Raw genomic sequence first — 23,972 nt, forward strand, 5'->3', positions numbered from 1 at the left:
CCTGTTCAGGGTCGCTCTGGCCAGCTGACCCCGAGCTTGCGCCCCCCATCGGTCTGCCTGGCCAGGGTGGCGAACCGCGCGCGGGTCGCCTCCAGCACCGCCTGCCCCGCCCGCCAGCCCTGATGCTGCAATACGGCACAGTCCTTGGTCACCGGCAACTGGGCGAGGCGCGTGCCGAGCAGGCTGACGCTCTCGAGCAGGATGTCCTTGTGACGGCTCTCGTAGTCGAACATGGCCGCCACCAGCTTGTCCCACTTCTGGCGCTCCTTCGCGGGCGCCCTGGCCTTGTCCATCCAGTTCGGCACCCTGACCCTGATCCTGGCCGTCACGCTGGCCCGATCCAGCTCGCAGTGCGCCGCCGCAGACCTCGTCTGCAACTGCCAGGAGAGCTGATAGCTGGCCCTGCCGATGTGGCCGTCCGCCTGGGCGGGGGACAAGGCGGTGATCTGGCGCATCACGGCGGCCACATCGGCACCGGACACCCGGTAGAACTGGAAGTCGACCTTGATGTCAGGCGCCACCCGAATGCCTTCGTAATGGGATGGCACTGCACCGATCGACGCGGCATACATGAGGGTCGCCATCACCCCTGTCTTGCTAAAGAGTCCCATCTGCCCGCGGCCTTGCCCCTTGTGAGTCCCAGCTTAATTTCAATTAATAATCAATGAATTAATAGTCAGATTGGGAGATTAACCGCGATCCCGGGCGCTGTCACCTGCTGTCGGCAGCGGGATGGTACAAAGGTGGGAAATATCACCCCGGTCGGGCGGGGATTTGCAGGCGAGATCACAGGCAGCCACCTAACCCGTGGTGAAATACTCCTTATGAGGTAATAATCCTGGCGTTTTTGTTGGCCCGTGTCGATGTAACCAGCACAACCCCCGGTTATCCCGTGACAGGCCCGGCATCACTTCACTCTCAGGAACCTGCATATGATGGAACTCCTTATTGGCACCCTGGTCACCCTGGCCGTGGGTCGCTACATCTTCAAGGGCTACTCGGCCACCGGGGTATTGCTCAGCGGCGGCCTGCTGCTGCTGGTCATCACCGCACTGATGGGCAAGGCGGTGCTGCCCGCCAGCGTCACCTCCACCGGTCACGCGGCCACCGACGTGTTCGAGTACGTGCGCTTCCTGCTGGTGGACAGGGGCGGTGGTCTCGGCATGCTCATCATGGTGCTGTGTGGCTTCGCCGGTTACATGAGCCACATCGGCGCCAACACCATTTTGGTGAAGCTCGCGAGCAAGCCGCTCGGCGTCATCAAGTCCCCCTACATCCTGCTGGTAGCCGCCTACCTGGTGGCCTGCGCCATGTCGCTCGCGGTGAGCTCCGCCACCGGCCTCGGGGTGCTGCTGATGGCCACCCTGTTCCCGCTGATGGTCAACATGGGGATCTCCCGCGGCGCCGCGGCGGCGGTGTGCGCCTCCCCGGCCGCCATCATCCTCTCCCCCACCTCGGGGGACGTGGTGCTGGCCGCCCAGGCCGCCAACATGGAGCTCATCGACTTCGCCTTCAAGCTGACCCTGCCCATCTCCCTCACCGCCATCGCCGCCATGGCGGTGACCCACTTCTTCTGGCAGCGCTATCTGGATAGGAAGTCCGGCGAACACAACGCCCCGGTCGCCCCGAGCGATCTCGTCACCGATGCCCCCGGCTTCTACGCCATCCTGCCCTTCACCCCCATCATCGGCGTGCTGCTGTTTGACGGCAAGCTGGGACCCAAGCTCGAGATCGTCACCATCATCGTCATCTGCCTGGTGTTGACCGCCCTGCTGGAGCTGGCGCGCAAGCGCAACGGCCGCGAGCTGCTGGACGGGCTGCAGGTGTGCTGGCGCAGCATGGCCGACGCCTTCGCCGGCGTGGTGATGCTGCTGGTGGGAGCCGGGGTCTTCGCCCAGGGGCTGATGGGGCTCGGCTTCATCGCCAACCTGCTGGATCTGGCCCAGAGCTTTGGCACCGGCGGCATCGTCATCATGCTGATGCTGGTGGTCATCACCACCCTGGCCGCCTTCACCACGGGATCGGGCAATGCCCCCTTCTACGCCTTCGTGGAGCTCATTCCCCATCTCGCCACCAGCCTCGGGGTCAACCCCGCCTACCTGGTGATCCCCATGCTGCAGGCCTCGAACCTGGGCCGTACCATCTCGCCGGTCTCCGGGGTGGTGGTCGCCTGTGCGGGCATGGGCAACCTGTCGCCGTTCGAGGTGGTCAAGCGCACCTCGTTGCCGGTCGCGGTCGGCCTGCTGGTGGTGATCCTCGCCACCCAGATCATGGTACCTGCCTGACTGGTCGCCAGCCCGGCGCCCGCCGGGCTGGCATCCCCCCCGCCCCATGCAGTAGACTCGGTGCTCTTTTTCTCTAGGGAGGACCGAAATGAGTATTACGGTTCAACTTGCCCACTTCAGCGACTGCCACTCCCACTTCGACGGCGCCCCCATGCGCTTCTCCCCCGTCGGCGAGTCCGAGTGGCGCACCCAGTGCGGCGGCTACGCCCGCATCCTGAGCAGGCTCACCACCCTGCGCCAACAGGCCGAGGCGGCCGGTCAGACTTGCCTCTTCCTGCACGGCGGCGACACCTTCCAGGGCTCCCTCTATTTCAACCGCTTCAAGGGGCGGGCCAACGCCGACCTGCTCGCCTTGCTGCGACCGGATGCCATGGTGATCGGCAACCACGAGTTCGATCTCGGCAACGGTCCCCTGGTGGAGTTCCTGCGCCAGCTCGACTTCCCTGTGCTGGCGGCCAACCTCGACAGTCGCCAGGAGCCCGCCGATGCGCCCCTGCGGCTGCAGGGGCTGCCGAGGCTCCATGACGCCAGCCGCCCCTGGCACAGGCGCGTCATCGACGGCGTTCCCTTCGCCCTGCTCGGCATCACGCTGCCGCAGATGGCGGCCATCGCGAATCCGGATCCCCACACCCGCTTCCACGGTATCGAGGATACCCTGGACGCCGCCCTCGGCGAGATCAGGGCCGAGGGGATCCAGCACATCATCTTGCTGAGCCACCTGGGGCTTGAGCAGGACAGGCGGCTGGCCGAGCGCTTCCCGGCCCTCAGCCTCATCGTCGGGGGCCACACCCACAGCCTGCTGGGGGATCTGGCCCCCCTCGGGCTCGAGAGCGAGGGGGAATATCCCTTGATGGTCAACGACGTCGCCATCCTGCACGCCGCCCACAGCGCCCTCTGCCTCGGGGTGTGCGAGCTGGCGTTTAACGAGCACGGCCGGGTGCGGCGAAGCCGCGGCCGGCTGGAGTGGCTGCCCTGGCAGCCCTGGCCGTTCGACTCCAAGCCCCCCGCGGGGCTGCACTTCTGTGAGCCGGCCCCCGAGATAGAGCAGCATCTGGCCAGGCGCTATCGCCCCGAGCTCGAGACCATGACCCAGCGCGTGGTGACCCGGCTCGACGGGCCCCTGCACCATCAGCGCCTGCCCGATGCGACCCTGCCCGCCGGCAGCCAGGTCGCCCCCCTGGTGGCGCAGGCCATGCTGACCGCCGCCCGCGAGCAGGTGGGGCAGGTGGACTTCGCCCTGCACAACGCCGGCGGCGTGCGCTGTTCCCTCGAACCCGGCCCCCTGAGCGAGGCGGACATCGCCGGTCGCCTGCTGCCGTTCGCCATCCCCCTCACCCTCTACCGGGTGCACGGCCATGAGCTCGCCGAGGCGCTGGAGGGGGCCATCGACAACGCCACCAACAACAGCGTGGTCGGCAACGGCAGCGGCAGCTTCCCCTACACCGCCGGGGTGCGCTTCTGCTATCGGGCCGACAGGCCGAAAGGGAGCCGGATCACCCGCCTCGAATGGGAGGCGAGCCCTGGCCAGTGGCAAGGGGTCGAGCCCGATGCCATCTATCGGGGGGTCTCCAGCGCCTACACCGCCTCCGGCAAGGAGGGTTACACGGCGCTGGCACGCACCCTGACCCAGCACAATCAGGAGCTCGGCATCACATTGGCGGATGCCTTTATCCGCTGGGCCCGTCACCTGCCCGAGCTCGCCCCCCTGCCGGCGCTGGTGGAGTACCAGGGCCACTGAACCGGGGCCGGGCCTCGGGCCCGGCCCCCTGTCACCGTCCGTCGGCAACCAGACCACGGGGGGCGACTGGCGAATGTGCCGGGCGCCAGCGCTTTCCTGCCTCATGCGGCTCGGCAAGGCCAGGGCAAGCCCCGCCTTTCTTGTGCGTGACGGCACTGAAAACGTTACTTTTGCGAATTATTTCAGGCGCCTACTCTTCTTCCATTGCATCGTGCCGCCCGGCTCGGCAAGATAAGCCCGCTTTTTCAGTCTTTCCCGCAGGAACAGGTCACCCATGAATCACGCCATCCACTTTACCCCGCAACGCCACAATCCCGGGATCCGGCCGCTGGTTGTCCTGCTCACCGCCCTGATGGCGCTGCTGTTCTGCCTGCGCAATCCGCTGTTTCACGCCATGGCGCCGGGCTTCGATGCCTCCCTGTTTGCGGTCATGGGCAAGATGTGGAGCGAGGGGGGCGTGCTCTATCGGGACATGATCGACATCAAGGGCCCCATGATCTTCGCCCTCGATGCCCTCGGTTACTCCCTGGGCGGCTTCTTCGGGATCTGGCTGCTGGAGTGGGCGCTCTGCTGGCTGGGGCTGCTCGCGAGCTGGCAGGCCTTCGCCCAGCTCGGCCTCTCCCTGCGCGCGCGCCTTGGCAGCATGCTGGCGCTGCTGGCGCTCTACGGCACCCGCTACTACTACGGCAACATGACCGAGGACTGGACGTTCCATCTGGCCCTCATCGCCCAGTGGGCCTTCATCACCCTGCTGCTGGACAAGCGATTCAGCTGGGGACCGGCCCTGGTGGCCGCGCTCACCTTCGCCGTCGTGGCCTGGATGCGCACCAACAACGGCGCCTTCTGGGGCGCCTGGTATCTGGTGCTGTTCTGCCACTGGTGCCTGCGCGAGCAGTGGCGCTGCGCCTTCGCCCTGCTCTTCTCCAGCCTGCTGGGACTGGCAGTGATCGGCGGCCCGTTGCTCGCCTACTTCCAGCACCATGGCCTCTTGGCCGAATTCCAGTACTACGCCTTCGGCATCTTCTTCGAGGGCAGCTACGGCAACGGCTTCTCGCCGGAGGTGGGGGCCGTCGGCCTGCTGCGCACCGGCCTCGTCATGCTGCTGCCAGCCTTCATTCTGCTGATGATGAGCCGGCGCCAGGAGTGGTATCTGCCTGTCCTGTGCGCCACCCTGTTCGGCGTGCTGTTCACCCTGGTCGCCAACTCGGTCTCCGGCCATGTGTTCGACCACTACGACGTGCTCTATCTGCAGCTTGGCCTGTTGCCGCTGGCCTGCCTGCTGGATCGCAGCGAACAGCACTCCGATGCCCTGGGCCTGCTCTGCATCTCCCTGGTGGTGCTGACCGCCAGCTGGCTCTTGGCCCAGCAGCTCGGCTACGGCTGGAGCACCAAGGAGTGGTCCCTGGAGCGGGTGCGCGAGGTGCTCGGCAACAGCCTGCTGTGGGCCCTGCCGGTGCTGATCCTGGTGCCGCTCTGGCGCGCCTGGGACGTGCGCAGCGCCACCCCCTGGCTCGCCTCGCTCGCCATGCTGGCGCTGCTGGTCAACAACGCCTGGGAGGGCAACCTCAAGGGCAGGCCGTTCAATCCGCCGGCCCAGGTGCGGGTCGACCGCATCAAGGCCGAAACCGGACCAACCGACAAGATCTGGGTGGACGGCATCCAGCCGCAATATTACCTCTGGACCGATCGCCAGCCGGCCTCCGCCTATCTGTTCTTTGCCAACGTCAACCCGCCCTATGACGTGCGCGAACGGGTGCTGGCCGACATCCAGCGCCAGTCGCCCAAGTTCATCATCGCCAAGCCGGAGCGGGTGGCACAAGAGCTCAAAGAGCCGAGCTCCCCTTCCCATCTCGCCTTCTACCAGTATCTGGTGGGCCGGTATGAAGAGGTGGATCCAGGCCTCTATCGCAGGCGCTGAACAGACACCCTGCACCGATAAATATCAGACAAGGGCCGTCATCATGACGGCCCTTATCATTGGATGAAGGCGCAGCTCGTGCCGGACGAGGGGATGCTCGCCATCACGCCGGGTATCCAAGGCCCGGCACCGCGATTACAATGGCGCTCTTTTTCGTGACAGAGGGAGGAATCATGGCGGAACTGACCTATCTAGGGGGCTACCCGGACCCGCTCAAGGCCCAGGTTCAGCAGCTGATCGCGGCGGGCAAGCTCGGCGAGATGCTGGCCAAACGCTATCCGGAGACCCACCTCGTCCAGAGCGACAAGGCGCTCCTGGCCTACACCATGGAGCTGAAGAACCGCTATCTCAAGAGCTCGGCACCGCTCTCCAAGGTGATCTTCGACGGCAAGATCAACGTGATCAAGGATGCCCTCGGCCTGCACACCTATGTCAGCCGGGTGCAGGGGAGCAAACTCAAGGCCAAGAACGAGATCCGCATCGCCGCCCTGTTCAAGGAGGCCCATCCCGCCTTCCTCAAGATGATAGTGGTGCACGAGCTGGCCCACCTGAGGGAGAAGGATCACAACAAGGCTTTCTATCAGCTCTGCCAGCACATGGAACCGGACTATCATCAACTGGAGTTCGATCTCAGGCTCTGGCTCACCTGGCGTGACATCGAACGCGCCAGCCGCTGATCCCAGTTTGCAAGGAGGCAAGATGCGCCCTTGGCCATGCCATCACCAGCCCGCTCGCCATGGGGCCTGGCTCGCCCGGGGGCTGGTGCTCTGGCTCCTCTCCCTGCCACTCTTCGCGGCGGAGCGCTGGCAGCGCGATGACTACCTGCTCCAGAGCTTTATGGAAGTCGCCATGAAGCGGGAATATGGTCATGAGGCCCAGATACGCTTCTCCCGCTGGCAAGCCCCCATCCGCCTCAAGCTCATCAACGAGTTCGGCGACAAGCCGCTGCAGGCCGAGGTGGTCAGGGTGCAGAGCCAGCACCTTGCCAGGATCACCGGCCATCCCATCGAGATCGTCAGCAGCAACCCCAATCTCACCCTCGTCATGACCCGGCACCAGCAGATGGCGAGCTGGGCCGTGCGCACCATGCGCCAGGACGAGTCGGTGCGCATCGCCCTCAAGGAGGGGATCTGCCTGGCCAACTTCGCCACCAACGACAGCTACGAGATCGTCCGAGCCACCATCATCATCCCGGTGGATTACAGCCGGGCCAAGGGCCGCTTTCTCGACTGCGTGGTGGAAGAGCTGACCCAGGTGATGGGGCTGCCGAACGACTCGGACAGGGTGTTTCCCTCCATCTTCAACGACAACAGCGTCGACAGCTTTCCCACCGGGCTCGATTACCTGCTGCTCAAGCTCGCCTATCACCCCGCCCTTCATGCCGGCATGACGGCCGAGGAAGTCCGCGCAGCCCTGCCCATTGCCCTCAAGGCGCTTCGCGCCAATGGCGACATCGCAGGGGCCAACCAGCGGGTACAGAGCGGCAGCCTCAAGCTCTGGGCGGGGCTTTGACGGTCCGCTTGGAGCCTGCCTTTCCCTCTACTTCTCCTGCTGGTTCACCCATCAATGCAAAACGCAGCCATTGGCTGCGTTTTTTTCGAAGCGATGCGAGCGGTGGGTAGATCTCGACCCGGCTGACACTTGTGCCCGGGCAGTTTGCCGGCGCCTTGTCAGGCCTCCACGGCCTCTTCTTCCGGCATCCAGCTGTCGGCGTTCTCCCACACCTCCTGCACCATGGCCTCGGCCAGCTCCTTCTCCTCCTTGCTGGCGCGACTGACCGTCAGGGCCATGGCGCTGCCCGGCGCGACCCGCACATGCAGATCGGGAAAGCGCTCGCCCAGTTGCTTGAGCAGCTCCTGACGCAGAGCCTCCATGGTCGAGGTGGGGATCTGGTGTTTTCTGTCGATGATGATTTCCAGGCGCATAGGGTACGTCTCCATGATAATTAACTGTATTTTTATACAGTAATTTTAAAAAGTAAAGACGGCTCCCTCACTTCGGTCACCATAGCGCATCAGGCCCCGCGAACGTTGTGCTGCCGGTATGCCCCGCATTTCCTCGCATTCCCTTCATCATGGAAAAAACAGTTGATATTGATTCTCATCCATAGCATTATTTTGGACATGATATAACATAACAAAGGAGGCAATCATGCGCCCCCATATCCACCCTGAATACCGCAAGGTTCTGTTCCACGATCTCGCCAGCAACACCTGCTTTCTGATCGGCTCCACGCTGGCCACCGATCGCACCAAGGAGTGGGAAGATGGCAACACCTACCCCTATGTGACGCTGGATGTCTCCAGCGCCTCCCACCCCTTCTACACCGGCAAGCAGAAGCAGGTCGGCAAGGAAGGGCAGGTCGCCCGTTTCGGTCAGCGATTCGGTCACTTCTTCGGCAAAGGAAAAGAGAAACAATGAAGGTACTCGCCTCCCTGAAATCCGCCAAGTCGCGTCATCCGGACTGCCAGATCGTGCGCCGGCGCGGCAGGCTGTTTGTCATCTGCAAGAGCAACCCCAGGTTCAAGGCTCGCCAGGGCTGATAGCGCATCCGCCCCTCATGGATAACAAAAGCCCTCGTCACGAGGGCTTTGTCATCTCTGGGTCATGCTCACAGCGGGGTGGCGCACTTGCGATATTCGGTGGGGCTGACCCCCACCCGCTTTCGGAACACCCGCGAGAAGTAGAGCTGATCGTCATAGCCCACCTGCTGGCCTATGGTGGCGACCGACAGCGGCGTGGTCTGCAGCAGCAGCTTGGCCCGCATGATGCGCTGATCCTCGCGCCAGCGCACTATGCTCACCCCCACCTGCTCGCGAAACAGGTGCGCGAGGCGGGAGGGGGACAAGAATACCTGCTCCGCCAGCGCCTCCACCGAGATCTCGGCCGACAGCGACTCGCTCAGGATCTGGCACGCCTGGTGGACCCTGTGATCGATGGCGGGATAGGCATCCTGGGAGGAGGCCTCGTAGCAGCGGATCAGCAGCCGCTCCAAGAGGTTCATGGCGAGCTGCTCCGACATGGGCCTCAGCTGCTGGTGGGTCTCCTCGATGTCGAGGAAGAGGGCGTCAAACTCGGCGAGCAGCTGGCTGTCCGCCAGTTGCAGTCGCCCCACCCGCTCCGTCACCTGGGGCCACTTGAGCCAATCTGCCCAGTAGGCCCGCGGCCGGAAATAGACCCAGCGGTGATACCACTCCCGGGCATCCGGCGCCCGGCCGTAGTAGTGCACGGCGGCGGGCGGAAACAGCAGCAGGTCGCCGGGCTCCACGGTGAAGGCCTTGTCCCCCTGGAAGATCTGCCCCTTGCCCCTGATGGTCAGATTGACGATGAACCCCTTCATGCCGTGGGGGCGGTCGATGATGAAATCGAGGGCGCTGCCCTGCTCGATGGGGGTCATGCCCGAGACCAGGAAGACGTCGAAGGCGTAGCCCGGCAGCAGGGGGTTCAGTTGTTTCGGCTTCTCTTTTTGCATCGAGGACATGGCGGAAAACAGGGTTTCGGTAAAAAAGTCGACATGGGCCATTGTAGAGATCCGGCGTTGGAACACCCTATGCTTGCAAGCTGCCTGTTGTGAAATTGTTGAACTGGCTCACAGCTTGCCGGGGAAAACACCGGGCCGGCGCGGGGCCGGCCTGGTGAGGAGGAGAAAAACCACTCAGAGACGGGCCTTGCGCACCTGCTTGTAGCGGTCGAACAAGACGGCGGCGAGCAGGATGAGGCCGCGCACCACGTACTGGGCAAACGGGGAGATGTTGAGCAGGTTCATGGCGTTCTCCATCAGCCCCAAAATCAGCACCCCGGCGATGATGTAGGAGATCTTGCCGATGCCCCCCTTCATGGAGACCCCCCCCAGCACGCAGGCGGAGATCACCACCAGCTCGAAGCCGATGGAGGTCATGGGCTGGCCCGAGGTCATGCGCGAGGCGAGTATGATGCCGGCGATGGAGGCAATCAGCCCGGTCATGGTGAAGATGATGATCTTGGTGCGCACCACGTTGACCCCGGCCAGGCGCGCCGCCTCCTCGTTGCCCCCCATGGCCAGGGTGTTGCGACCGAAGGTGGTCTTGTTGAGCAGCAGGCCGAAGAGCACAAAGCAGACGGCGGTCAACCAGACCGGGGTCGGGATCCCCAGCAAGGCGGAGTTGCCGAGCTCGAAGAAACGCTCCTCGACGATGCCCACCGCCTTGCCGTCGGAGATGATGTAGCCCACCCCGCGCGCCATCTGCATGGTGGCGAGGGTGGTGATGAGGGCGTTGATCTTGAACTTGGCCACGACGATGCCGTTGACGAGGCCAAAGAAGAGGCCCACCGAGAGGCCGGCCAGGATGCCGACCGTGATGCTCTCGGTGGCGTTGATGCCGACCGCGCAGGCAACACCGGAGCAGGCCACCACGGAGCCGACCGACATGTCGAATTCGCCGGAGGCGAGGCAGAACAGCATGCCGCAGGCCACCATGCCCGACATGGAGACGGCGAGCCCGAGCCCGCGCATGTTGATCAGGCTGGCAAAGTTGGGTACCAGCACGCAGGCCAGCAGGAACAGGATGGCGAAGATCACCAGCATGCCGTACTGATCCCAGACGCGGGCCAGTTGCAGTCGGGAGCCTGTCGCCGTTGCGGCGCTGGCGGCCTGGCCGACAGAGGTAGTAGTTGTCATGGTATTTCTCCTGAAAATTCCGGGTGCTATCTCGTTGCGGTCAGCGAGTCAACGGGCCGGCATGGCCAGATTGAGTGCCTTGACCTCGTTGGCTTCGTCATGGGAAAGCTCGCCGGCGATCTCCCCCTCCCGCATGACCATGATCCGATCCGCGATGCCCAGCACCTCCGGTAGCTCGCTGGAGACCACCACCACGGCGATGCCCACCCTGGCCAGATCGTAAATCACGTTGTAAATCTCGTTCTTTGCCCCGACGTCGATGCCCCGGGTCGGCTCGTCGAGCAGGATCACCTTCATGTCTTCCGACAGCCAGCGCCCCAGAATGGCCTTCTGCTGGTTGCCGCCGGAGAGGTTCATGATGGCCTGCTGGGGAGACGGGGTCTTGACCCGCATGTCGCGGATCCGCAGCCTCGCGTTCTCGTCCTCCCACTGCTGGTTGATCCAGAAGCCTCCCCACGCGTGGTGACGGCGGGCGCTGATGTTGATGTTCTCCTGCACCGAGTGAATGGGAATGATGCCGAGGGCCTTTCTGTCCTCGGTGCAAAGCATGATGCCGCTGCGAATGGCGTCGATGGGGCTGCGGATCACCACCGGCTTGCCGAACACCGAGATCTCGCCGCCGCGGGGCATCTGCGCGCCGAAGATAAGCTTCATCAGCTCGCTGCGACCGGCTCCCACCAGCCCGAAGATGCCGAGGATCTCCCCTCTCTTTACCTCAAGCGACACCGGCGCCTTCACGCCCGGCCCCATCAGGTTCTCCACCTTGAGGCCCACCTCCCCGAGCGCTCTGGGGCTGTAGCCATAGATGTCGGTCAGCTCGCGCCCCACCATGGTCTTGACCAGCAGATCCCGGTCCACCTCGGCCATGGAGGCGAAGGTGCGCACGAACTGGCCATCCTTGAACACCGTGATGGCGTCGCACAGGGCGAAGATCTCGTCCATGCGGTGGGAGACGTAGAGAATGACCTTGCCCTCGTCCCGCAGCTGGCGGATGACCCGGAACAGCTGCTCAATCTCGCGCGACGACAGGCTGCTGGTCGGCTCGTCGAAGGCGATGACGCTGGCGTCCCGGGTCAGGGCCTTGGCAATCTCCACCATCTGCCACTGGCCCAGGGACAGGTATTTGAGCGGCGTCTCGGGGGAGACGTCCATCCCGAGGCGCGCAAGCTGTTTCGCCGCATCCTGATAGAGCTTCTCCCGATCGATGACGCCGCGCCGGGTCGGCAGCTGGCCGAGGTAGATGTTCTCGGCCACCGTCATCTCGGGGACCAGGTGCAGCTCCTGATAGATGATGGCGATCCCGCTCTCCAGCGCATCGACCGTGTTTTGAAACTGCTTCTCCTGGCCGGCCAGCTTCACCACCCCGCGGGTGGGCGCCTGAAAACCGCTCAGGATCTTGAGCAGGGTGGACTTGCCGGCCCCGTTCTCTCCCATCAGCGCGTGTACCGTGCCCTGCTGGCAGGAGAAGGAGACGTTCTGCAGCGCCTTGACGCCGGGAAACTCCTTGCTGATGCCGCAAAACTCCAGATATGGAACTTGATTCATGAGATGACTCCAGCCAGCCGGCACGGCGCACTCCGCCATGCCGGCATGGGTATCAAGGGATGGGGATCACAGCCCTTTCTTCTGCAGCTCGGCCTTGAAGTTGTCGCGGGTGATGAGCACCACGTCGGTCACCTCGGTGAACTTGGCAGGCTCGGTGCCGTTGACGACCCAGTCGTGCAGCATCTGGACGCTCTTGTAGCCGTGCACGTCCGGGCTTGGCAGCAGGGAGCCGAGGAAGCCGGTGGCGCTGGACTTGGAGAGCTCGTTCACCGCATCCACCCCGTTGATGCCGATGCCGATGACGTTCTCGGCCTTGAAGCCCTGCCCTTCGGTGGCGCGCACGCCGCCGAGCACGGTATTGTCATTCATGCCGACGATGAGCCAGTTCTTCACCTCGGGGTGCTGCACCAGCATGGAGTTGGCGGCATCCAGCGCCCCCGGAATGTCGTTGGCCTTGGTCGGCGAGCGGTAGATTTGCACCTCGGGGAAGCCGGCGGCCTTGAGCGCGCTCAAGGAGCCTTCGACCCGGCGACGGGCGGTGTCGAGCTCGTCGGCGGTGATGGCGAGTACGGCGGTGCTCTTCAGGTCCCACTGACGTTTTTGCATCTCCTTGTAGAGCTCCTGCCCCTGACGCTCGCCAATCTTGGTGGCGGCCATCATCACCAGGGGCACCTGCTCCATGGGCTGGCCCTTGGCGTTGACGAACTGGTCATCCACCGTGATGACTTTCAGATCCATGCTGTTGGCCTTGGCCATGATGGCGGCCCCGAGCTTGGGGTCAGGGGTGCAGATGACGAAGCCCTTGGCGCCATTCGCTGCCAGGCTGTCGATGGCATTGAGGGTCTTCTCGCCATCGGGGACGGCTATCTTGATCACCTCGAAGCCCAGATCCTTACCCGCCTTGTCGGCGAAACTCCACTCGGTCTGGAACCAGGGCTCCTCCGGCTGCTTGACCAGATAGCCCAGCTTCAGTGCCTCGGCCGAGAAAGCAGAATTTGCCATACCAAGGGCGAATCCCATTGCGATCATGCCTTTAACGATTTTGTTCATGCGAATGTCTCCAACGGTTCTATCAATCCATGTATCCACGCAGTGCTGCTCCTTGAGTCCATCAAGTCACGGCCATATAAAAACATGCTTAAACAGGATGTTATTGTTGTTGCTAGTTGAGCGAGACAAGTTGTAATCGTTTTCACATGGAAAAATGGAGAGCAGGATCACGCCATGAAATTGCAGCCATTTCGTCTATATAATTAGCAAAATTGTCACATATCCAATTCTGGATGGCCGTCACCCTGTCACACTGACAGCGTTAAAATCCATATTTCCAGCAGCCAATGGCTAACCGCCCCTCCTGCCCATCTCCTATGGTTCCCCCCAGTCACCCCTCATTGATGGTCAGGAGCACTTATGTCTGAGCACCCCAGGTCCGAGCAGATCACCATAGGACTCGATTTCGGCAGCGACTCGGTCAGGGCACTCGCCGTGCGCTGCCAGGACGGCGCCGAGCTGGCGACCCAGGTCGTCTATTACCCCCGCTGGCAGGCAGGCCACTACTGCCAGCCGGTCAACAACCAGTTCCGCCACCACCCCCTCGACTATCTGGAGTCCATGGAGCAGGCGGTGGTGGCGGTGGTGAGCCAGCTCACGCCGAGTCAGCGCACCGCCGTGCGCGGCATCGGGGTGGACAGCACAGGCTCCACCCCCGCCCCCATCGACAGAGAGGGGCGCGTGCTGGCCCTGCGTCCGGAGTTTGCCGACAACCCCAACGCCATGTTCGTGCTGTGGAAGGATCACACCGCCATTGAGGAGGCGGAGGCCATCACCGCCCTGTGCCACGGCGGCCAGTTCCCCGACTACAGCCGCTACATCGGCGGCATCTACTCCTCCGAGTGGTTCTGGGCCAAGATCCTGCACGTCTCTCGAGCCGATGCCGCCGTGCGCGCCGCCGCCTGCAACTGGGTCGAACTGTGCGACTGGGTGCCCGCCATCCTGAGCGGCACCCAGGCTCCGGCCACCCTCAAGCGCGGTCGCTGCGCCGCCGGCCACAAGTCCCTCTGGCACCCGAGCTGGGGCGGCCTGCCCCCCGCCGACTTCCTCAACGCCCTGGATCCGTTGTTGACCGAGGATCTCGACTATCCCCTCTTTACCGACAGCTGGACCGCCGATCTGCCGGTCGGCACCCTGACGCCCGAATGGGCGGAGCGGCTGCACCTCTCCTGCGAGGTGGTGATCGCCGGCGGCGCCTTTGACTGCCACATGGGGGCGGTGGGAGCCGGGGCCGGCAACAATGCCCTGGTCAAGGTGATAGGCACCTCCACCTGCGACATTCTGATCGCCGACGAAGCCACCATAGGCGATCGGGCCATTGCCGGGATCTGCGGCCAGGTGGATGGCAGCGTGGTGCCGGGCATGGTGGGGCTGGAGGCGGGACAATCGGCGTTCGGTGACATCTATGCCTGGTATCAGCGCCAGCTCGGCTGGCCCCTTGACAGCCTCGCCGCCCAGTATCCGGAGCTTCGCACCGCCATCGAGCGCCACAAGCAGGCCCTGTTACCCAGCCTCGCCGCAGCCTGGGATCAGCAGCGCGACTTGGCGCACCTTCCGGTGGTGCTCGACTGGTTCAACGGCCGGCGCACCCCCTATGCCAATCAGCGCCTGCAGGGCACCCTCACGGGGATCAACCTCGGCACCGATGCCCCCGACTTGTTCGGCGCCCTGGTGGCTTCCACCGCCTTCGGTGCCCGCCGCATCATGGAGTGCATGACCAGTCAGCAGGTACCGGTGGAGCAGGTGATCGCCCTTGGCGGCATCGCCCGCAAGTCCGCCACCGTGATGCAGACCTGCGCCGACGTCATGAACAGGCCCATCCAGGTGGTGGCCTCGGATCAGTGCTGCGCCCTGGGGGCGGCCATCTTTGCCGCCGTGGCGGCCGGGATCCACGCCGATGTGGCCAAGGCCCAGCACCACATGGCGAGCGCCGTGGAGCGCACCCACCAGCCACACCCCGAGCGGGTCGCCGATTACGAGCGCCTCTACCAGCGCTACCTCGCCTGGGGCGCCGCCGCCGAACCGCTCTACAACCGGGGGGTGCCGGCATGAACCTCAAGATCCTCAAGGAGCAGGTGCTCGCCGCCAACCTGGATCTGCCGCGCCATGGCCTGGTGACCTTCACCTGGGGCAACGTGAGCGGCATCGACCGAGAGCGTAATCTGGTGGTGATAAAGCCAAGCGGCGTCAGCTACGAGCGGATGCGGGTCGAGGACATGGTGGTGCTGGATCTGGCGGGCAAGCAGGTGGAGGGGGACCTTCGCCCCTCCTCCGACACCGCCACCCACCTGGTGCTCTATCGCGCCTATCCCGAGCTTGGCGGCGTGGTGCACACCCACTCCACCCATGCCACCGCCTGGGCCCAGGCGGGGCGCCCCATCCCCATTTTCGGCACCACCCAGGCCGACTATTTCCACGGCGAGATCCCCTGCTCCCGCCTGCTCACCCCGGGAGAGGTCGAGGAGGACTACGAGGGGCTGACCGGTCATCTCATCGTCGAAACCCTCAAACAGACCCCCATCCTCACCATGCCAGGGGTGCTGGTCGCCAACCACGGCCCCTTCAGCTGGGGCAAGAGCGCCGAGGACGCGGTACACAACGCAGTGGTGCTGGAAGAGGTGGCCCGCATGGCCTGGCTCACCGGCCAGATCAACCCGGGGGCCCGCCCCCTGCCCGATTACCTGCTGGAGAAGCACTACCAGCGCAAGCATGGCAAACACGCCTATTACGGCCAAACAAAAGCCTAAAAGAGGACAAACTCATGGAATTGATGAAACAGCTGGAAGTGTGGTTCCTGGTCGGCAGCCAGCACCTGTATGGCGCCGCCACCCTGAAGCAGGTGGCCGATCACGCCCACACCATCACCAGCCAGCTCAACGAGGGGGCGAACCTGCCCCTCAAGATAGTGCTCAAACCCACCGGTACCACCCTGGATGAAATCAGCGCGGTGGCCCGGGATGCCAACCACGACGAACGCTGCGCCGGGCTCATGGTGTGGATGCACACCTTCTCCCCCGCCAAGATGTGGATCCCGGCCCTCAGCCAGTTGCAAAAGCCCCTGCTGCAGTTCCACACCCAGTTCAACCGGGATCTCCCCTGGAGCGAGATCGACATGGACTTCATGAACCTGAACCAAACCGCCCACGGCGGGCGCGAGTTCGGCTTCATGGGGGCCCGCCTGCGGCTGCCCCGCACCGTGGTGGTGGGTCACTGGCAGGATGAAGAGGCCAGACAGAAGATTGGCAACTGGATGCGCATCGCCGCCGCCATCCACGACAGCCGCCACCTCAAGATCGCCCGTTTTGGCGACAACATGCGCAACGTGGCGGTCACCGAGGGCGACAAGATTGAGGCCCAGATCCAGTTCGGCTATCAGGTGAACTACCACCCGGTCGGCGATCTGGTCAAGGTGATCGATGCCGTGCCCGACAGCGACATCGAGGCGCTGCTGGCCGAGTATGAGGCGACCTACACCCTGACCGAGGCGGTGCAGGCGGGTGGGCCGGTGCGTGCCTCCCTGTATGAGGCGGCGCGCCAGGAGCTGGGGATGAAGAAGTTCCTCACCGACGGTGGCTTTGGCGCTTTCACCACCACCTTCGAGGATCTCCATGGTCTGCACCAGCTGCCGGGCCTCGCCTGCCAGCGCCTGATGGAGCAAGGTTTTGGTTTTGGGGCAGAAGGGGACTGGAAGACCGCGGCCCTGCTGCGCACCCTGAAAGTGATGGGCGCAGGCCTGCCGGGGGGCGCCTCCTTCATGGAGGACTACACCTACCATCTGGAGGCGGGCAACAACCTGGTGCTGGGGGCCCACATGCTGGAAGTCTGCCCCTCCATCGCCGCAGGCAAACCCGTGCTGGACGCCCAGCACTTAGGCATAGGCAAGAAGGCCGATCCGGCCCGCCTGCTGTTCGCCGCCCCGGCGGGCAAGGCGGTCAACGCCAGCCTCATCGATCTCGGCAACCGTTTCCGCCTGGTGGTCAATCAGCTGGAAGTGGTGGACCTGCCAGAGGCCATGCCGAAACTCCCGGTGGCCAGCGCCCTGTGGAAACCCCTGCCGGACCTGCAGACCAGTGCCGAGGCCTGGATCCTGGCGGGCGCCGCCCACCACTCGGTGTTCACCCAGGCGGTGGACATCGAGCAGCTGCGCACCTTCGCCGACATCATGGGTATCGAGTTTGTGGTCATCGACGAGTACACCCGCATCCCCGCGCTCAAGGAGCAGCTGCGCTGGAACGAGGTCTACTACAAGATCTGCCAGTGACCCCTTCTTGGGCCAGCAGCGCCCCATGATCACAGCCCCGCCCGCGGGGCTGTTTCATTTCACGTCCCCTCAGGGATGACCATCCCCCTCCAGCAGCCAGTGACAGACCCGCAGCACCCCGTGGCGCTGGCTGTCGGGCCGGGCGAGCAGGGCGTATTCGTGATCCGTCTCCAGCACGGGGGCAAAGGGGGCGACCAGGGCGCCGCTCTCCAGCTCCTCGGCCACGATTGTGGGATCCCCGAGGGAGAGGCCGAACCCCTGCAGCGCGGCGTTCATCGCCAAGTCCAGGGTATCGAACAGCTGCCCCCCCTGGGGCTGCCAGGGAATGTCGAGGAAGGCGGCAAACCAGTTGCGCCAGTCCCGCCGATCGGCGCTGGCATGGATCAGGGGCAGCAGGGGCAGCTCGTTCAGATCGCGCTCGAACAGACGGTGCTTGGCGGCAAAGGCGGGGGCGCAGACCGGGGTCAGCCGTTCCCGGAACAGGGGCTGGCTGTGGGGATAGCGCCCCAGGCAGGGCTGGTAGACGATGGCGAGATCGAAGGGCTCCCGGGAGAAGTCGATGCCATGGCTGTGGCTGCCACGCACCTCCACCGCCTCCCCCTCGAACGCCTGCAACCGCCGCAGCAACCAGCGGCTGGCGCAGGAGGGCACCTTGATGCTGATCGCCTGCTCGTGGGGCAGGGTCTGCAGGGCGCTGAGCCCCTCCCCCATGCGGGCCAGCCCTTCGCGAACGAAGGGCAGCAGCCGCTCGGCGGCCGGGGTCAAGGTGAGGCAACGGGTACCGCGCACGAACAGCAGGTGGCCCAGGCGTGCCTCCAGCTGGGCGATCTGCTTGCTCACCGCCCCCTGGCTCACGCACAGCTCGTCGGCGGCCAGGGTGAAACTCAGGTGGCGGGCAGAACACTCGAAGACCTGCAGGCCATAGAGGGGCAGCTGAGTGCGCGGCTGGGTGGACAACATACAAGCCTCCATGCTTGAGAAAAACTCATGCATACCATGCCGAATAATCCGTTGTCCGGCAAGCCTTGGGGGGGCTAAAAAGGGACCTCTTTCACACACGCAGGTGACGGCGCCATGTCCATCCCCCAGGTTTCCAGCAAACTGCCCCAGGTGGGCACCACCATCTTCACCGTGATCGGGGATCTGGCCGCCCGCCACCCCAGCATCAACCTCTCCCAGGGGGCACCGAGCTTCCCCTGCGATCCCGAGCTCATCCGGGTGACCCACGAGGCCATGCTGGCCGGTGAGAACCAGTACGCCCCCATGACGGGGCTGCCTGCCCTGCGCGAACAACTGGTAGCCAAGATTGCAGCCAGCTACGGCCATCACTATGACGCGGGCGAGGAGATCACCATCACCGCCAGCGCCAGCGAGGCCCTGTTCTGCGCCATCACCGCCCTGGTTCACCCCGGTGACGAGGTGATCATGTTCGAGCCGGCCTTCGACAGCTACCGCCCCATGATCCAGTTGCAGGGGGCCACCCCAGTGGTGATCGCCCTCAAGGCGCCGAATTTCGCCATTCCCTGGGACGAGGTCGCCGCCCGCATCACCCCCCGTACCCGCATGATAGTGCTCAACACCCCCCACAACCCCACCGGCACCGTCTGGCAGGCAGGGGATCAGGAGCGCCTCGCCCGCCTGGTGCGCGGCACCGACATCCTGATCCTCTCGGACGAGGTGTACGAGCACGTGGTGTTCGACGGCGCCCTGCACCAGAGCGTCATCCGCTATCCGGAGCTGGTGGAGCGCTCGGTCGCCGTCTTCTCCTTCGGCAAGACCTTCCACGTCACCGGCTGGCGCGTGGGTTACTGCGTGGCCCCCCGCCCCCTGATGGAGGAGATCCGCAAGGTGCACCAGTTCGCCATGTTCGCCGCCGACACCCCCATGCAGTACGGCTTCGCCCACCTGTTGCAGCAACCGGCCCACTATCAGGGGCTGGCCGCCTTCTACCAGCGCAAGCGCGACCTGCTGGTCTCGGCCCTGGCGGATTCGCGCCTGACCCTGCTCCCCTCGGCGGGCAGCTTCTTCATGCTGGCGAGCTACGAGCGGGTAAGCGACGAGCCGGACAGCCTCTTCGTGCAGCGGCTCATCCGCGATCACGGGGTCGCCACCATTCCGGTATCCGCCTTCTATCACGACGGCACGGATCAGCGGGTCATCCGCCTCTCCTTCTCCAAGGATGACGACACCCTGCTGGCGGGCGCCGAGCGCCTGTGCGGCGTCTAGGAGGCACCATGGATTCAATGCGCGTTGCCGTCCTGCAGATGGTTTCAGGGGACCAGCTTGACCACAACCTGGCCCAGGCCGAGGCGCTGCTGCGTCAGGCGGCGGCCGAGGGGGCCGAGCTGGCCTTGCTGCCGGAATACTTCTACCTGATGCCTGCCGACGAGCGGGCACGGGTGGCCCTGGCCGCCCCCGTCGGCGATCACCCTCTGCTGGCCTGGGCCCAGGGGCTGGCCCGGGAGCTCGGGATCTGGCTGCTGGCGGGCACATTGCCGCTCGCAAGCGACGAGCCCGGCAAGATGCACAACAGCAGCCTGCTCATCGACCCGCAAGGGCAGCTCGCCAGCCGCTACGACAAGCTGCACCTGTTTGGCTTTTGCACCGGGCAGGAGCAGTATGACGAGGCCGCGACCATGAGCCCGGGCCGGGAGGTGGTGAGCCACCCCCTGCCCTGGGGCGTGCTGCGCGTCGGGATCTGCTACGACCTGCGCTTCCCGGAGCTGTTTCGACTCGATCCTGCCCCCGATTTCATCGCCCTGCCCGCGGCCTTCACCCACACCACCGGGCTCGCGCACTGGGAGCTGCTGCTGCGGGCCCGGGCGGTGGAGAACCTGGCCTTCGTGTTCGCCAGCACCCAGGGGGGGCACCACCCCGGTGGGCGGCGCACTTTCGGCCACAGCATGATCATCGATCCCTGGGGCCGGATACTGGCCCAGGTAGAGGAGGGTCAGGGCCTTGCCATCGCCACCCTGGATCTGGCAGCACAGCGCACGGTGCGCAGCCAGTTGCCGGCCCTCGCCCATCGCAAGATAGCCGTCGGCCCTTGAGGCCGGCACTCTTTAGCACGCTAGGAATGACACCACACTTCAAGGGACTGACCATGAAACTCAAGACACTGATGATGCTGATGGCCCTGGCCACCGCCGGCCAGGCCGCCGCCAAACCCCTGGTGATCGCCACCGACGCCACCTACCCTCCGTTCGAAATGGTCGACAGCAGCGGCAAGCTCGGCGGCTTCGAGGTCGATCTGGCCTATGCCCTGTGCGCGGCCATGAAGACCGAGTGCGAGGTGATCAACCAGCCCTGGGATGCCCTGCTGCCGGGACTGCAGGTGCGCAAGTACGACGCCATCATGTCCTCCATGAACATCACGGACGAGCGGCGCCAGAAGGTGGACTTCAGCCAGGTCTACTACATGATGCAGAACCGCTTCGTGGGGCGCAGCGACAAGGCCGCCGACTTTGCAGACGATCCGGCCCACTTCAAGGGCAAGGTGATCGCGGTGCAGGAGGGGACGCCCCAGGACAACTTCGTCACCGCCCGCTATGGCGAGGTGGCCAAGATCAAGCGCTACGTCAACGCCCAGTCCCCCATGCTGGATCTGCAGTCCGGCCGCGCCGACTACACCTTCGGCAACATGGTGCAGTTGAAGGTGGGCTTCCTCGACAAGGAGATGGGCAAGCAGTTCGCCTTCGTCGGTCCCCAGTTCAACGGCACCCAGGACAAGATCCTCGGGGAAGGGGTGGCGGTGGCCCTGCGCAAGCACGATGACAAGCTCAAGGCCCGCTTCGATGCCGCCATCGAGAGCGTCAAGGCCGACGGCACCTTCAACACCCTGCTCAAGAAGTACCAGCTCGAAGATCTGCTCTGATCCCGACGTCGGACCGCCATCACACCATGCCAGTCGACATCGACTGGCATTTTTTATCCCTGAGATGCGCCGCCCCGGGACGATGCATCTGCCTCTTCAAGGTCGCGACCAAGCGTGCCATGCTGCACCTGTATGGGTCATGCTCGGGCATAGCACACCCAGCGTGACTGCGCACCGACTCAGGCAAGGAGGCAAGCCATGACACCCTCGCCCCTCATCAGGCGTTTCGCGCCCAATCAGCAGGGGCGCGATCTCGCCGTCGGCGACATCCACGGCCATTTCGCGCTGCTGCGGCTGGCGCTCCAGGAGGTGGGATTCGATCCTGCCCGAGATCGCCTCTTCTCCGTGGGGGACCTGACCGATCGCGGGCCCGAGTGCGGCGAGGTCCTCCACTGGCTGGCAAGCCCCTGGTTTCACCCCATCTGCGGCAATCACGACGACTACGTCTGCCGCTACGAGAGCTGCGATCGGGAGAACTGGCTCCAGAACGGCGGGGCCTGGTTTCAGCGCCTGACCCCGGCCGAACAGGCGCAGTTCGCCATCCACTATCGTGCCCTGCCGATCGCCATCGAGGTGGCGACCCCGGCCGGGCCCGTCGGGCTGCTCCACGCCGATTGCCCTTTCTCCTCCTGGCAGGGCCTGCTGGACCAACTCGATGCCGGGGTAAGCGGCGGGAGGCTTAGGGCCATCAAGAACGTCTGCCTCTGGTCAAGGCGCCGCATCGAGCGGCTGGACGAGAGCGGCGTCGCGGATCTCGTCGCCCTGGTGGTGGGCCACACCCCGGTGAGCGTCCCGGTGCGCCTTGGCAATGTGTACTACATTGACACCGGCGGCTGGTACCCCGACGAGGGCGGCTACTTCACCCTGCTGGATCTGGGCAGCCTGACCCCTCTCTTCCCCCTGCCCTGAACCGGGGCCGCTCAAGCCATCGCTCATCGGGTAGCGCAGAGCCTGGGGGCTATCGCCAGATAGCCTCCCCGTTGCCCATTAAAGCGCCAGGCAGACGCCCCGTGCTTCGCTCCGCCTGCGCTATGGTTTACCATGCTGACAACCGCGGTGCTTGGCACCCCACCCCGGCGCCTGACGCCGCCGTCACCGGATACCCCATCTCGAACAACATGAGCAACACAGCGCACCCGGCCAGCGGGCCCACCTTCTACTTCCACGACTACGAGACCTTCGGCATCAGCCCGGCCAAAGACAGGCCGGCGCAGTTCGCGGGCATTCGCACCGACGCCGATTTCAACGTCATCGGGGAGCCCCTGGTCATCTACTGCAAGCCGCCGGCGGATTATCTGCCGGACCCCGAAGCCTGCCTCATCACCGGCATCACGCCGCAGAAGGCGATGAAGGACGGATTGTGCGAGGCGGACTTCATCCGCCAGATCCACGGGGAGTTCGCCACCCCGGGCACCTGCGTGCTGGGCTACAACAGCATCCGCTTCGATGACGAGGTGACCCGCTACACCCTGTATCGCAACTTCTACGACCCCTATGCCTACGCCTGGCAGAACGGCAACTCCCGCTGGGACATCCTCGACATGCTGCGGGCCTGCTACGCCCTGCGCCCCGAAGGGATAGAGTGGGCCTTTGACGAGGAGGGCAAGCCGAGCTTCCGACTGGAGAAACTGACGGTGGCCAACGGCGTGGCCCACGCCAACGCCCACGATGCGCTCTCCGACGTGCTGGCCACCATAGAGATGGCCAAACTGGTGAAGAAGGCCCAGCCCAAGCTGTTCGGCTATCTCTTTGAGCTGCGCAACAAGAACAAGGTGAAGGCCCTCATCGACGTGGTGACCATGAAGCCCCTGGTGCACGTCTCCGGCATGTTCTCCCCCTGGCAGGGGTGCGCGAGCTGGGTGTCGCCGCTCGCCTGGCACCCGAGCAACCAGAACGCGGTGATCATGGTGGATCTGACCCGTGACCCCACTCCGCTAATCGAGCTCACGAGCGAGGAGATCCGCGAGCGCCTCTACACCAAGAAAGAGGAACTGGGGGATCTGGCCGGCATTCCGGTGAAACTGGTGCACATCAACAAGTGCCCGGTGCTGGCACCGGCCGCCACCCTGACCCCGGAGCGGGCCGATCAGCTTGGCATCGACCGGGAGCAGTGCCGCAAGAGCCTGGATCTGCTGCGCGCCCACCCCGAGGTGCGGGAAAAACTGGTGGAGGTGTTCAACCAGGAGTTTGCAGGCCAGAGCGATGCGGATCCCGATACCCAGCTCTACGCCGGCTTCTTCGGCCACGGCGACAAATCCACCATGGATCTGGTGCGCGCCACCCCGGCGGATCTGCTGGGGGAGCGGGAGTTTGCCTTCACGGATCCACGGCTGCCGGAATTGCTTTTCCGCTACCGCGCCCGCAACTGGCCCCACACCCTGAGCGAGGCGGAGCAGAAGCGCTGGCGCCTGCACTGCAGCGACTACTTCAGCCGCCGCCTGCCGGACTATGTGCCCCGCCTGGAAGTCCTGGCCGAACAGAGTCAGGGGAACGAACGGAACTTTGCGATTCTAAAGAGTCTCTACCGCTATCTGGAAGATCTGTGAGATGTGAGCCGATTCACAGTTAAATCCCTGTGCCGACCCCGCGGGCGAGACATAATGAGCACGGGGCCCAAGCTCCTGATAGTTTGATAATTACGATG

Annotated in this window: 22 protein-coding genes; 15 read left to right on the forward strand and 7 right to left on the reverse strand. The window is 64.6% G+C overall.

What is annotated here, in order from left to right:
- Nucleotides 1–5: 5 nt before the first annotated feature.
- The gene (locus AB5Y72_RS06085) at nucleotides 6–611 is read right to left on the reverse strand and encodes a DUF922 domain-containing protein (protein ID WP_368198684.1); all 606 of its coding nucleotides are present in this window, start codon (nucleotides 609–611) and stop codon (nucleotides 6–8) included.
- A 321-nt stretch (nucleotides 612–932) separates the two neighbouring features.
- Here AB5Y72_RS06085 and dcuC point away from each other — a divergent pair, with 321 nt between their 5' ends.
- The 5 genes from dcuC to AB5Y72_RS06110 all read left to right on the forward strand — a co-directional run bounded on the left by dcuC (nucleotide 933) and on the right by AB5Y72_RS06110 (nucleotide 7,453).
- On the forward strand, nucleotides 933–2,285 hold the full coding sequence (gene dcuC / locus AB5Y72_RS06090; protein ID WP_368198685.1) for an anaerobic C4-dicarboxylate transporter DcuC: 1,353 nt from the start codon (nucleotides 933–935) through the stop codon (nucleotides 2,283–2,285).
- An 88-nt stretch (nucleotides 2,286–2,373) separates the two neighbouring features.
- Nucleotides 2,374–4,023, forward strand: coding sequence for a bifunctional UDP-sugar hydrolase/5'-nucleotidase (locus AB5Y72_RS06095; RefSeq protein WP_368198686.1), 1,650 nt, complete (start codon nucleotides 2,374–2,376; stop codon nucleotides 4,021–4,023).
- A 274-nt stretch (nucleotides 4,024–4,297) separates the two neighbouring features.
- On the forward strand, nucleotides 4,298–5,941 hold the full coding sequence (locus AB5Y72_RS06100; RefSeq protein WP_042075411.1) for a hypothetical protein: 1,644 nt from the start codon (nucleotides 4,298–4,300) through the stop codon (nucleotides 5,939–5,941).
- A 173-nt stretch (nucleotides 5,942–6,114) separates the two neighbouring features.
- Nucleotides 6,115–6,618, forward strand: coding sequence for a M48 family metallopeptidase (locus tag AB5Y72_RS06105; RefSeq protein ID WP_042075408.1), 504 nt, complete (start codon nucleotides 6,115–6,117; stop codon nucleotides 6,616–6,618).
- A 22-nt stretch (nucleotides 6,619–6,640) separates the two neighbouring features.
- On the forward strand, nucleotides 6,641–7,453 hold the full coding sequence (locus AB5Y72_RS06110) for a DUF2927 domain-containing protein (RefSeq protein ID WP_368198687.1): 813 nt from the start codon (nucleotides 6,641–6,643) through the stop codon (nucleotides 7,451–7,453).
- A gap of 158 nt (nucleotides 7,454–7,611) precedes the next feature.
- Here the strand turns inward: AB5Y72_RS06110 and AB5Y72_RS06115 are convergent, their stop codons facing one another.
- Nucleotides 7,612–7,866 (reverse strand): DinI family protein, encoded by a 255-nt coding sequence (locus AB5Y72_RS06115; protein WP_042075405.1) that lies wholly within the window; start codon nucleotides 7,864–7,866, stop codon nucleotides 7,612–7,614.
- Nucleotides 7,867–8,092: 226 nt separating this feature from the next.
- Between AB5Y72_RS06115 and AB5Y72_RS06120 the strand changes: the two genes are divergently transcribed.
- Together AB5Y72_RS06120 and ykgO are read left to right on the forward strand one after the other, a co-directional pair.
- Nucleotides 8,093–8,362 carry a type B 50S ribosomal protein L31 gene (locus tag AB5Y72_RS06120; RefSeq protein ID WP_368198688.1) on the forward strand — a complete coding sequence of 90 codons (270 nt, stop codon included), beginning with the start codon at nucleotides 8,093–8,095 and terminating at the stop codon, nucleotides 8,360–8,362.
- Nucleotides 8,359–8,484 (forward strand): type B 50S ribosomal protein L36, encoded by a 126-nt coding sequence (gene ykgO, locus AB5Y72_RS06125; protein ID WP_209791978.1) that lies wholly within the window; start codon nucleotides 8,359–8,361, stop codon nucleotides 8,482–8,484. The genes AB5Y72_RS06120 and ykgO overlap by 4 nt, the downstream gene beginning before the upstream one ends.
- A 68-nt stretch (nucleotides 8,485–8,552) precedes the next feature.
- Here the strand turns inward: ykgO and araC are convergent, their stop codons facing one another.
- The 4 genes from araC to AB5Y72_RS06145 all read right to left on the reverse strand — a co-directional run bounded on the left by araC (nucleotide 8,553) and on the right by AB5Y72_RS06145 (nucleotide 13,193).
- Complete coding sequence (gene araC, locus AB5Y72_RS06130; RefSeq protein ID WP_368198689.1) at nucleotides 8,553–9,464, reverse strand: arabinose operon transcriptional regulator AraC; 912 nt, start codon at nucleotides 9,462–9,464, stop codon at nucleotides 8,553–8,555.
- Nucleotides 9,465–9,596: 132 nt separating this feature from the next.
- Nucleotides 9,597–10,598, reverse strand: a complete 1,002-nt coding sequence (gene araH / locus AB5Y72_RS06135) for an L-arabinose ABC transporter permease AraH (protein WP_368198690.1) — start codon at nucleotides 10,596–10,598, stop codon at nucleotides 9,597–9,599.
- A gap of 48 nt (nucleotides 10,599–10,646) precedes the next feature.
- Nucleotides 10,647–12,143 carry an L-arabinose ABC transporter ATP-binding protein AraG gene (gene araG / locus AB5Y72_RS06140; protein ID WP_368198691.1) on the reverse strand — a complete coding sequence of 499 codons (1,497 nt, stop codon included), beginning with the start codon at nucleotides 12,141–12,143 and terminating at the stop codon, nucleotides 10,647–10,649.
- Between the two features lie 66 nt (nucleotides 12,144–12,209).
- Nucleotides 12,210–13,193, reverse strand: a complete 984-nt coding sequence (locus AB5Y72_RS06145; RefSeq protein WP_368198692.1) for an arabinose ABC transporter substrate-binding protein — start codon at nucleotides 13,191–13,193, stop codon at nucleotides 12,210–12,212.
- Between the two features lie 360 nt (nucleotides 13,194–13,553).
- On the opposite strand from AB5Y72_RS06145, the gene AB5Y72_RS06150 reads away from it, so the two are divergent.
- Genes AB5Y72_RS06150 through araA form a run of 3 tightly spaced genes read left to right on the forward strand, consistent with a single transcriptional unit; the run spans nucleotide 13,554 to nucleotide 17,454 of the window.
- Entirely contained in the window at nucleotides 13,554–15,245 is a 1,692-nt protein-coding gene (locus tag AB5Y72_RS06150) for a ribulokinase (RefSeq protein WP_368198693.1), read from the forward strand.
- Nucleotides 15,242–15,940 (forward strand): L-ribulose-5-phosphate 4-epimerase, encoded by a 699-nt coding sequence (locus AB5Y72_RS06155; protein WP_368198694.1) that lies wholly within the window; start codon nucleotides 15,242–15,244, stop codon nucleotides 15,938–15,940. Before AB5Y72_RS06150 ends, AB5Y72_RS06155 begins: the two co-directional genes overlap by 4 nt.
- 14 nt (nucleotides 15,941–15,954) lie before the next feature.
- Nucleotides 15,955–17,454 carry an L-arabinose isomerase gene (araA, locus tag AB5Y72_RS06160; protein ID WP_368198695.1) on the forward strand — a complete coding sequence of 500 codons (1,500 nt, stop codon included), beginning with the start codon at nucleotides 15,955–15,957 and terminating at the stop codon, nucleotides 17,452–17,454.
- Nucleotides 17,455–17,523: 69 nt separating this feature from the next.
- On the opposite strand, the gene AB5Y72_RS06165 is transcribed toward araA, so the two are convergent.
- Nucleotides 17,524–18,414, reverse strand: a complete 891-nt coding sequence (locus AB5Y72_RS06165) for a LysR family transcriptional regulator (RefSeq protein WP_209791961.1) — start codon at nucleotides 18,412–18,414, stop codon at nucleotides 17,524–17,526.
- 114 nt (nucleotides 18,415–18,528) lie between these two features.
- Between AB5Y72_RS06165 and AB5Y72_RS06170 the strand changes: the two genes are divergently transcribed.
- From AB5Y72_RS06170 to sbcB, 5 genes are all read left to right on the forward strand, one after another.
- Entirely contained in the window at nucleotides 18,529–19,680 is a 1,152-nt protein-coding gene (locus AB5Y72_RS06170) for a methionine aminotransferase (protein WP_368198696.1), read from the forward strand.
- An 8-nt stretch (nucleotides 19,681–19,688) separates the two neighbouring features.
- The gene (locus AB5Y72_RS06175; protein ID WP_368198697.1) at nucleotides 19,689–20,504 is read left to right on the forward strand and encodes a carbon-nitrogen hydrolase family protein; all 816 of its coding nucleotides are present in this window, start codon (nucleotides 19,689–19,691) and stop codon (nucleotides 20,502–20,504) included.
- Between the two features lie 53 nt (nucleotides 20,505–20,557).
- Nucleotides 20,558–21,328 carry an ABC transporter substrate-binding protein gene (locus AB5Y72_RS06180; protein WP_325782228.1) on the forward strand — a complete coding sequence of 257 codons (771 nt, stop codon included), beginning with the start codon at nucleotides 20,558–20,560 and terminating at the stop codon, nucleotides 21,326–21,328.
- Nucleotides 21,329–21,526: 198 nt separating this feature from the next.
- Nucleotides 21,527–22,237: a metallophosphoesterase gene (locus AB5Y72_RS06185; RefSeq protein WP_368198698.1), complete on the forward strand. Its 711-nt coding sequence runs from the start codon at nucleotides 21,527–21,529 to the stop codon at nucleotides 22,235–22,237.
- A gap of 209 nt (nucleotides 22,238–22,446) precedes the next feature.
- Entirely contained in the window at nucleotides 22,447–23,874 is a 1,428-nt protein-coding gene (gene sbcB / locus AB5Y72_RS06190; RefSeq protein WP_368198699.1) for an exodeoxyribonuclease I, read from the forward strand.
- The last annotated feature ends 98 nt before the right edge of the window (nucleotides 23,875–23,972 follow it).

The organism is Aeromonas sp. R7-4 (genome assembly GCF_040908055.1).
GTDB classification, from domain to species: Bacteria; Pseudomonadota; Gammaproteobacteria; order Enterobacterales; family Aeromonadaceae; genus Aeromonas; species Aeromonas sanarellii.

Coding starts and splice junctions, on each gene's coding strand:
- AB5Y72_RS06180 (WP_325782228.1), top strand. CDS start 20,558: ATGAAACTCAAGACACTGATGATGCTGATGGCCCTGGCCACCGCCGGC.
- araH (WP_368198690.1), bottom strand. CDS start 10,598: ATGACAACTACTACCTCTGTCGGCCAGGCCGCCAGCGCCGCAACGGCG.
- AB5Y72_RS06085 (WP_368198684.1), bottom strand. CDS start 611: ATGGGACTCTTTAGCAAGACAGGGGTGATGGCGACCCTCATGTATGCC.
- AB5Y72_RS06110 (WP_368198687.1), top strand. CDS start 6,641: ATGCGCCCTTGGCCATGCCATCACCAGCCCGCTCGCCATGGGGCCTGG.
- ykgO (WP_209791978.1), top strand. CDS start 8,359: ATGAAGGTACTCGCCTCCCTGAAATCCGCCAAGTCGCGTCATCCGGAC.
- AB5Y72_RS06175 (WP_368198697.1), top strand. CDS start 19,689: ATGGATTCAATGCGCGTTGCCGTCCTGCAGATGGTTTCAGGGGACCAG.
- AB5Y72_RS06155 (WP_368198694.1), top strand. CDS start 15,242: ATGAACCTCAAGATCCTCAAGGAGCAGGTGCTCGCCGCCAACCTGGAT.
- araA (WP_368198695.1), top strand. CDS start 15,955: ATGGAATTGATGAAACAGCTGGAAGTGTGGTTCCTGGTCGGCAGCCAG.
- dcuC (WP_368198685.1), top strand. CDS start 933: ATGATGGAACTCCTTATTGGCACCCTGGTCACCCTGGCCGTGGGTCGC.
- AB5Y72_RS06150 (WP_368198693.1), top strand. CDS start 13,554: ATGTCTGAGCACCCCAGGTCCGAGCAGATCACCATAGGACTCGATTTC.
- araG (WP_368198691.1), bottom strand. CDS start 12,143: ATGAATCAAGTTCCATATCTGGAGTTTTGCGGCATCAGCAAGGAGTTT.
- sbcB (WP_368198699.1), top strand. CDS start 22,447: ATGAGCAACACAGCGCACCCGGCCAGCGGGCCCACCTTCTACTTCCAC.
- AB5Y72_RS06170 (WP_368198696.1), top strand. CDS start 18,529: ATGTCCATCCCCCAGGTTTCCAGCAAACTGCCCCAGGTGGGCACCACC.
- AB5Y72_RS06115 (WP_042075405.1), bottom strand. CDS start 7,866: ATGCGCCTGGAAATCATCATCGACAGAAAACACCAGATCCCCACCTCG.
- AB5Y72_RS06100 (WP_042075411.1), top strand. CDS start 4,298: ATGAATCACGCCATCCACTTTACCCCGCAACGCCACAATCCCGGGATC.
- AB5Y72_RS06095 (WP_368198686.1), top strand. CDS start 2,374: ATGAGTATTACGGTTCAACTTGCCCACTTCAGCGACTGCCACTCCCAC.
- AB5Y72_RS06145 (WP_368198692.1), bottom strand. CDS start 13,193: ATGAACAAAATCGTTAAAGGCATGATCGCAATGGGATTCGCCCTTGGT.
- araC (WP_368198689.1), bottom strand. CDS start 9,464: ATGGCCCATGTCGACTTTTTTACCGAAACCCTGTTTTCCGCCATGTCC.
- AB5Y72_RS06165 (WP_209791961.1), bottom strand. CDS start 18,414: ATGTTGTCCACCCAGCCGCGCACTCAGCTGCCCCTCTATGGCCTGCAG.
- AB5Y72_RS06120 (WP_368198688.1), top strand. CDS start 8,093: ATGCGCCCCCATATCCACCCTGAATACCGCAAGGTTCTGTTCCACGAT.
- AB5Y72_RS06185 (WP_368198698.1), top strand. CDS start 21,527: ATGACACCCTCGCCCCTCATCAGGCGTTTCGCGCCCAATCAGCAGGGG.
- AB5Y72_RS06105 (WP_042075408.1), top strand. CDS start 6,115: ATGGCGGAACTGACCTATCTAGGGGGCTACCCGGACCCGCTCAAGGCC.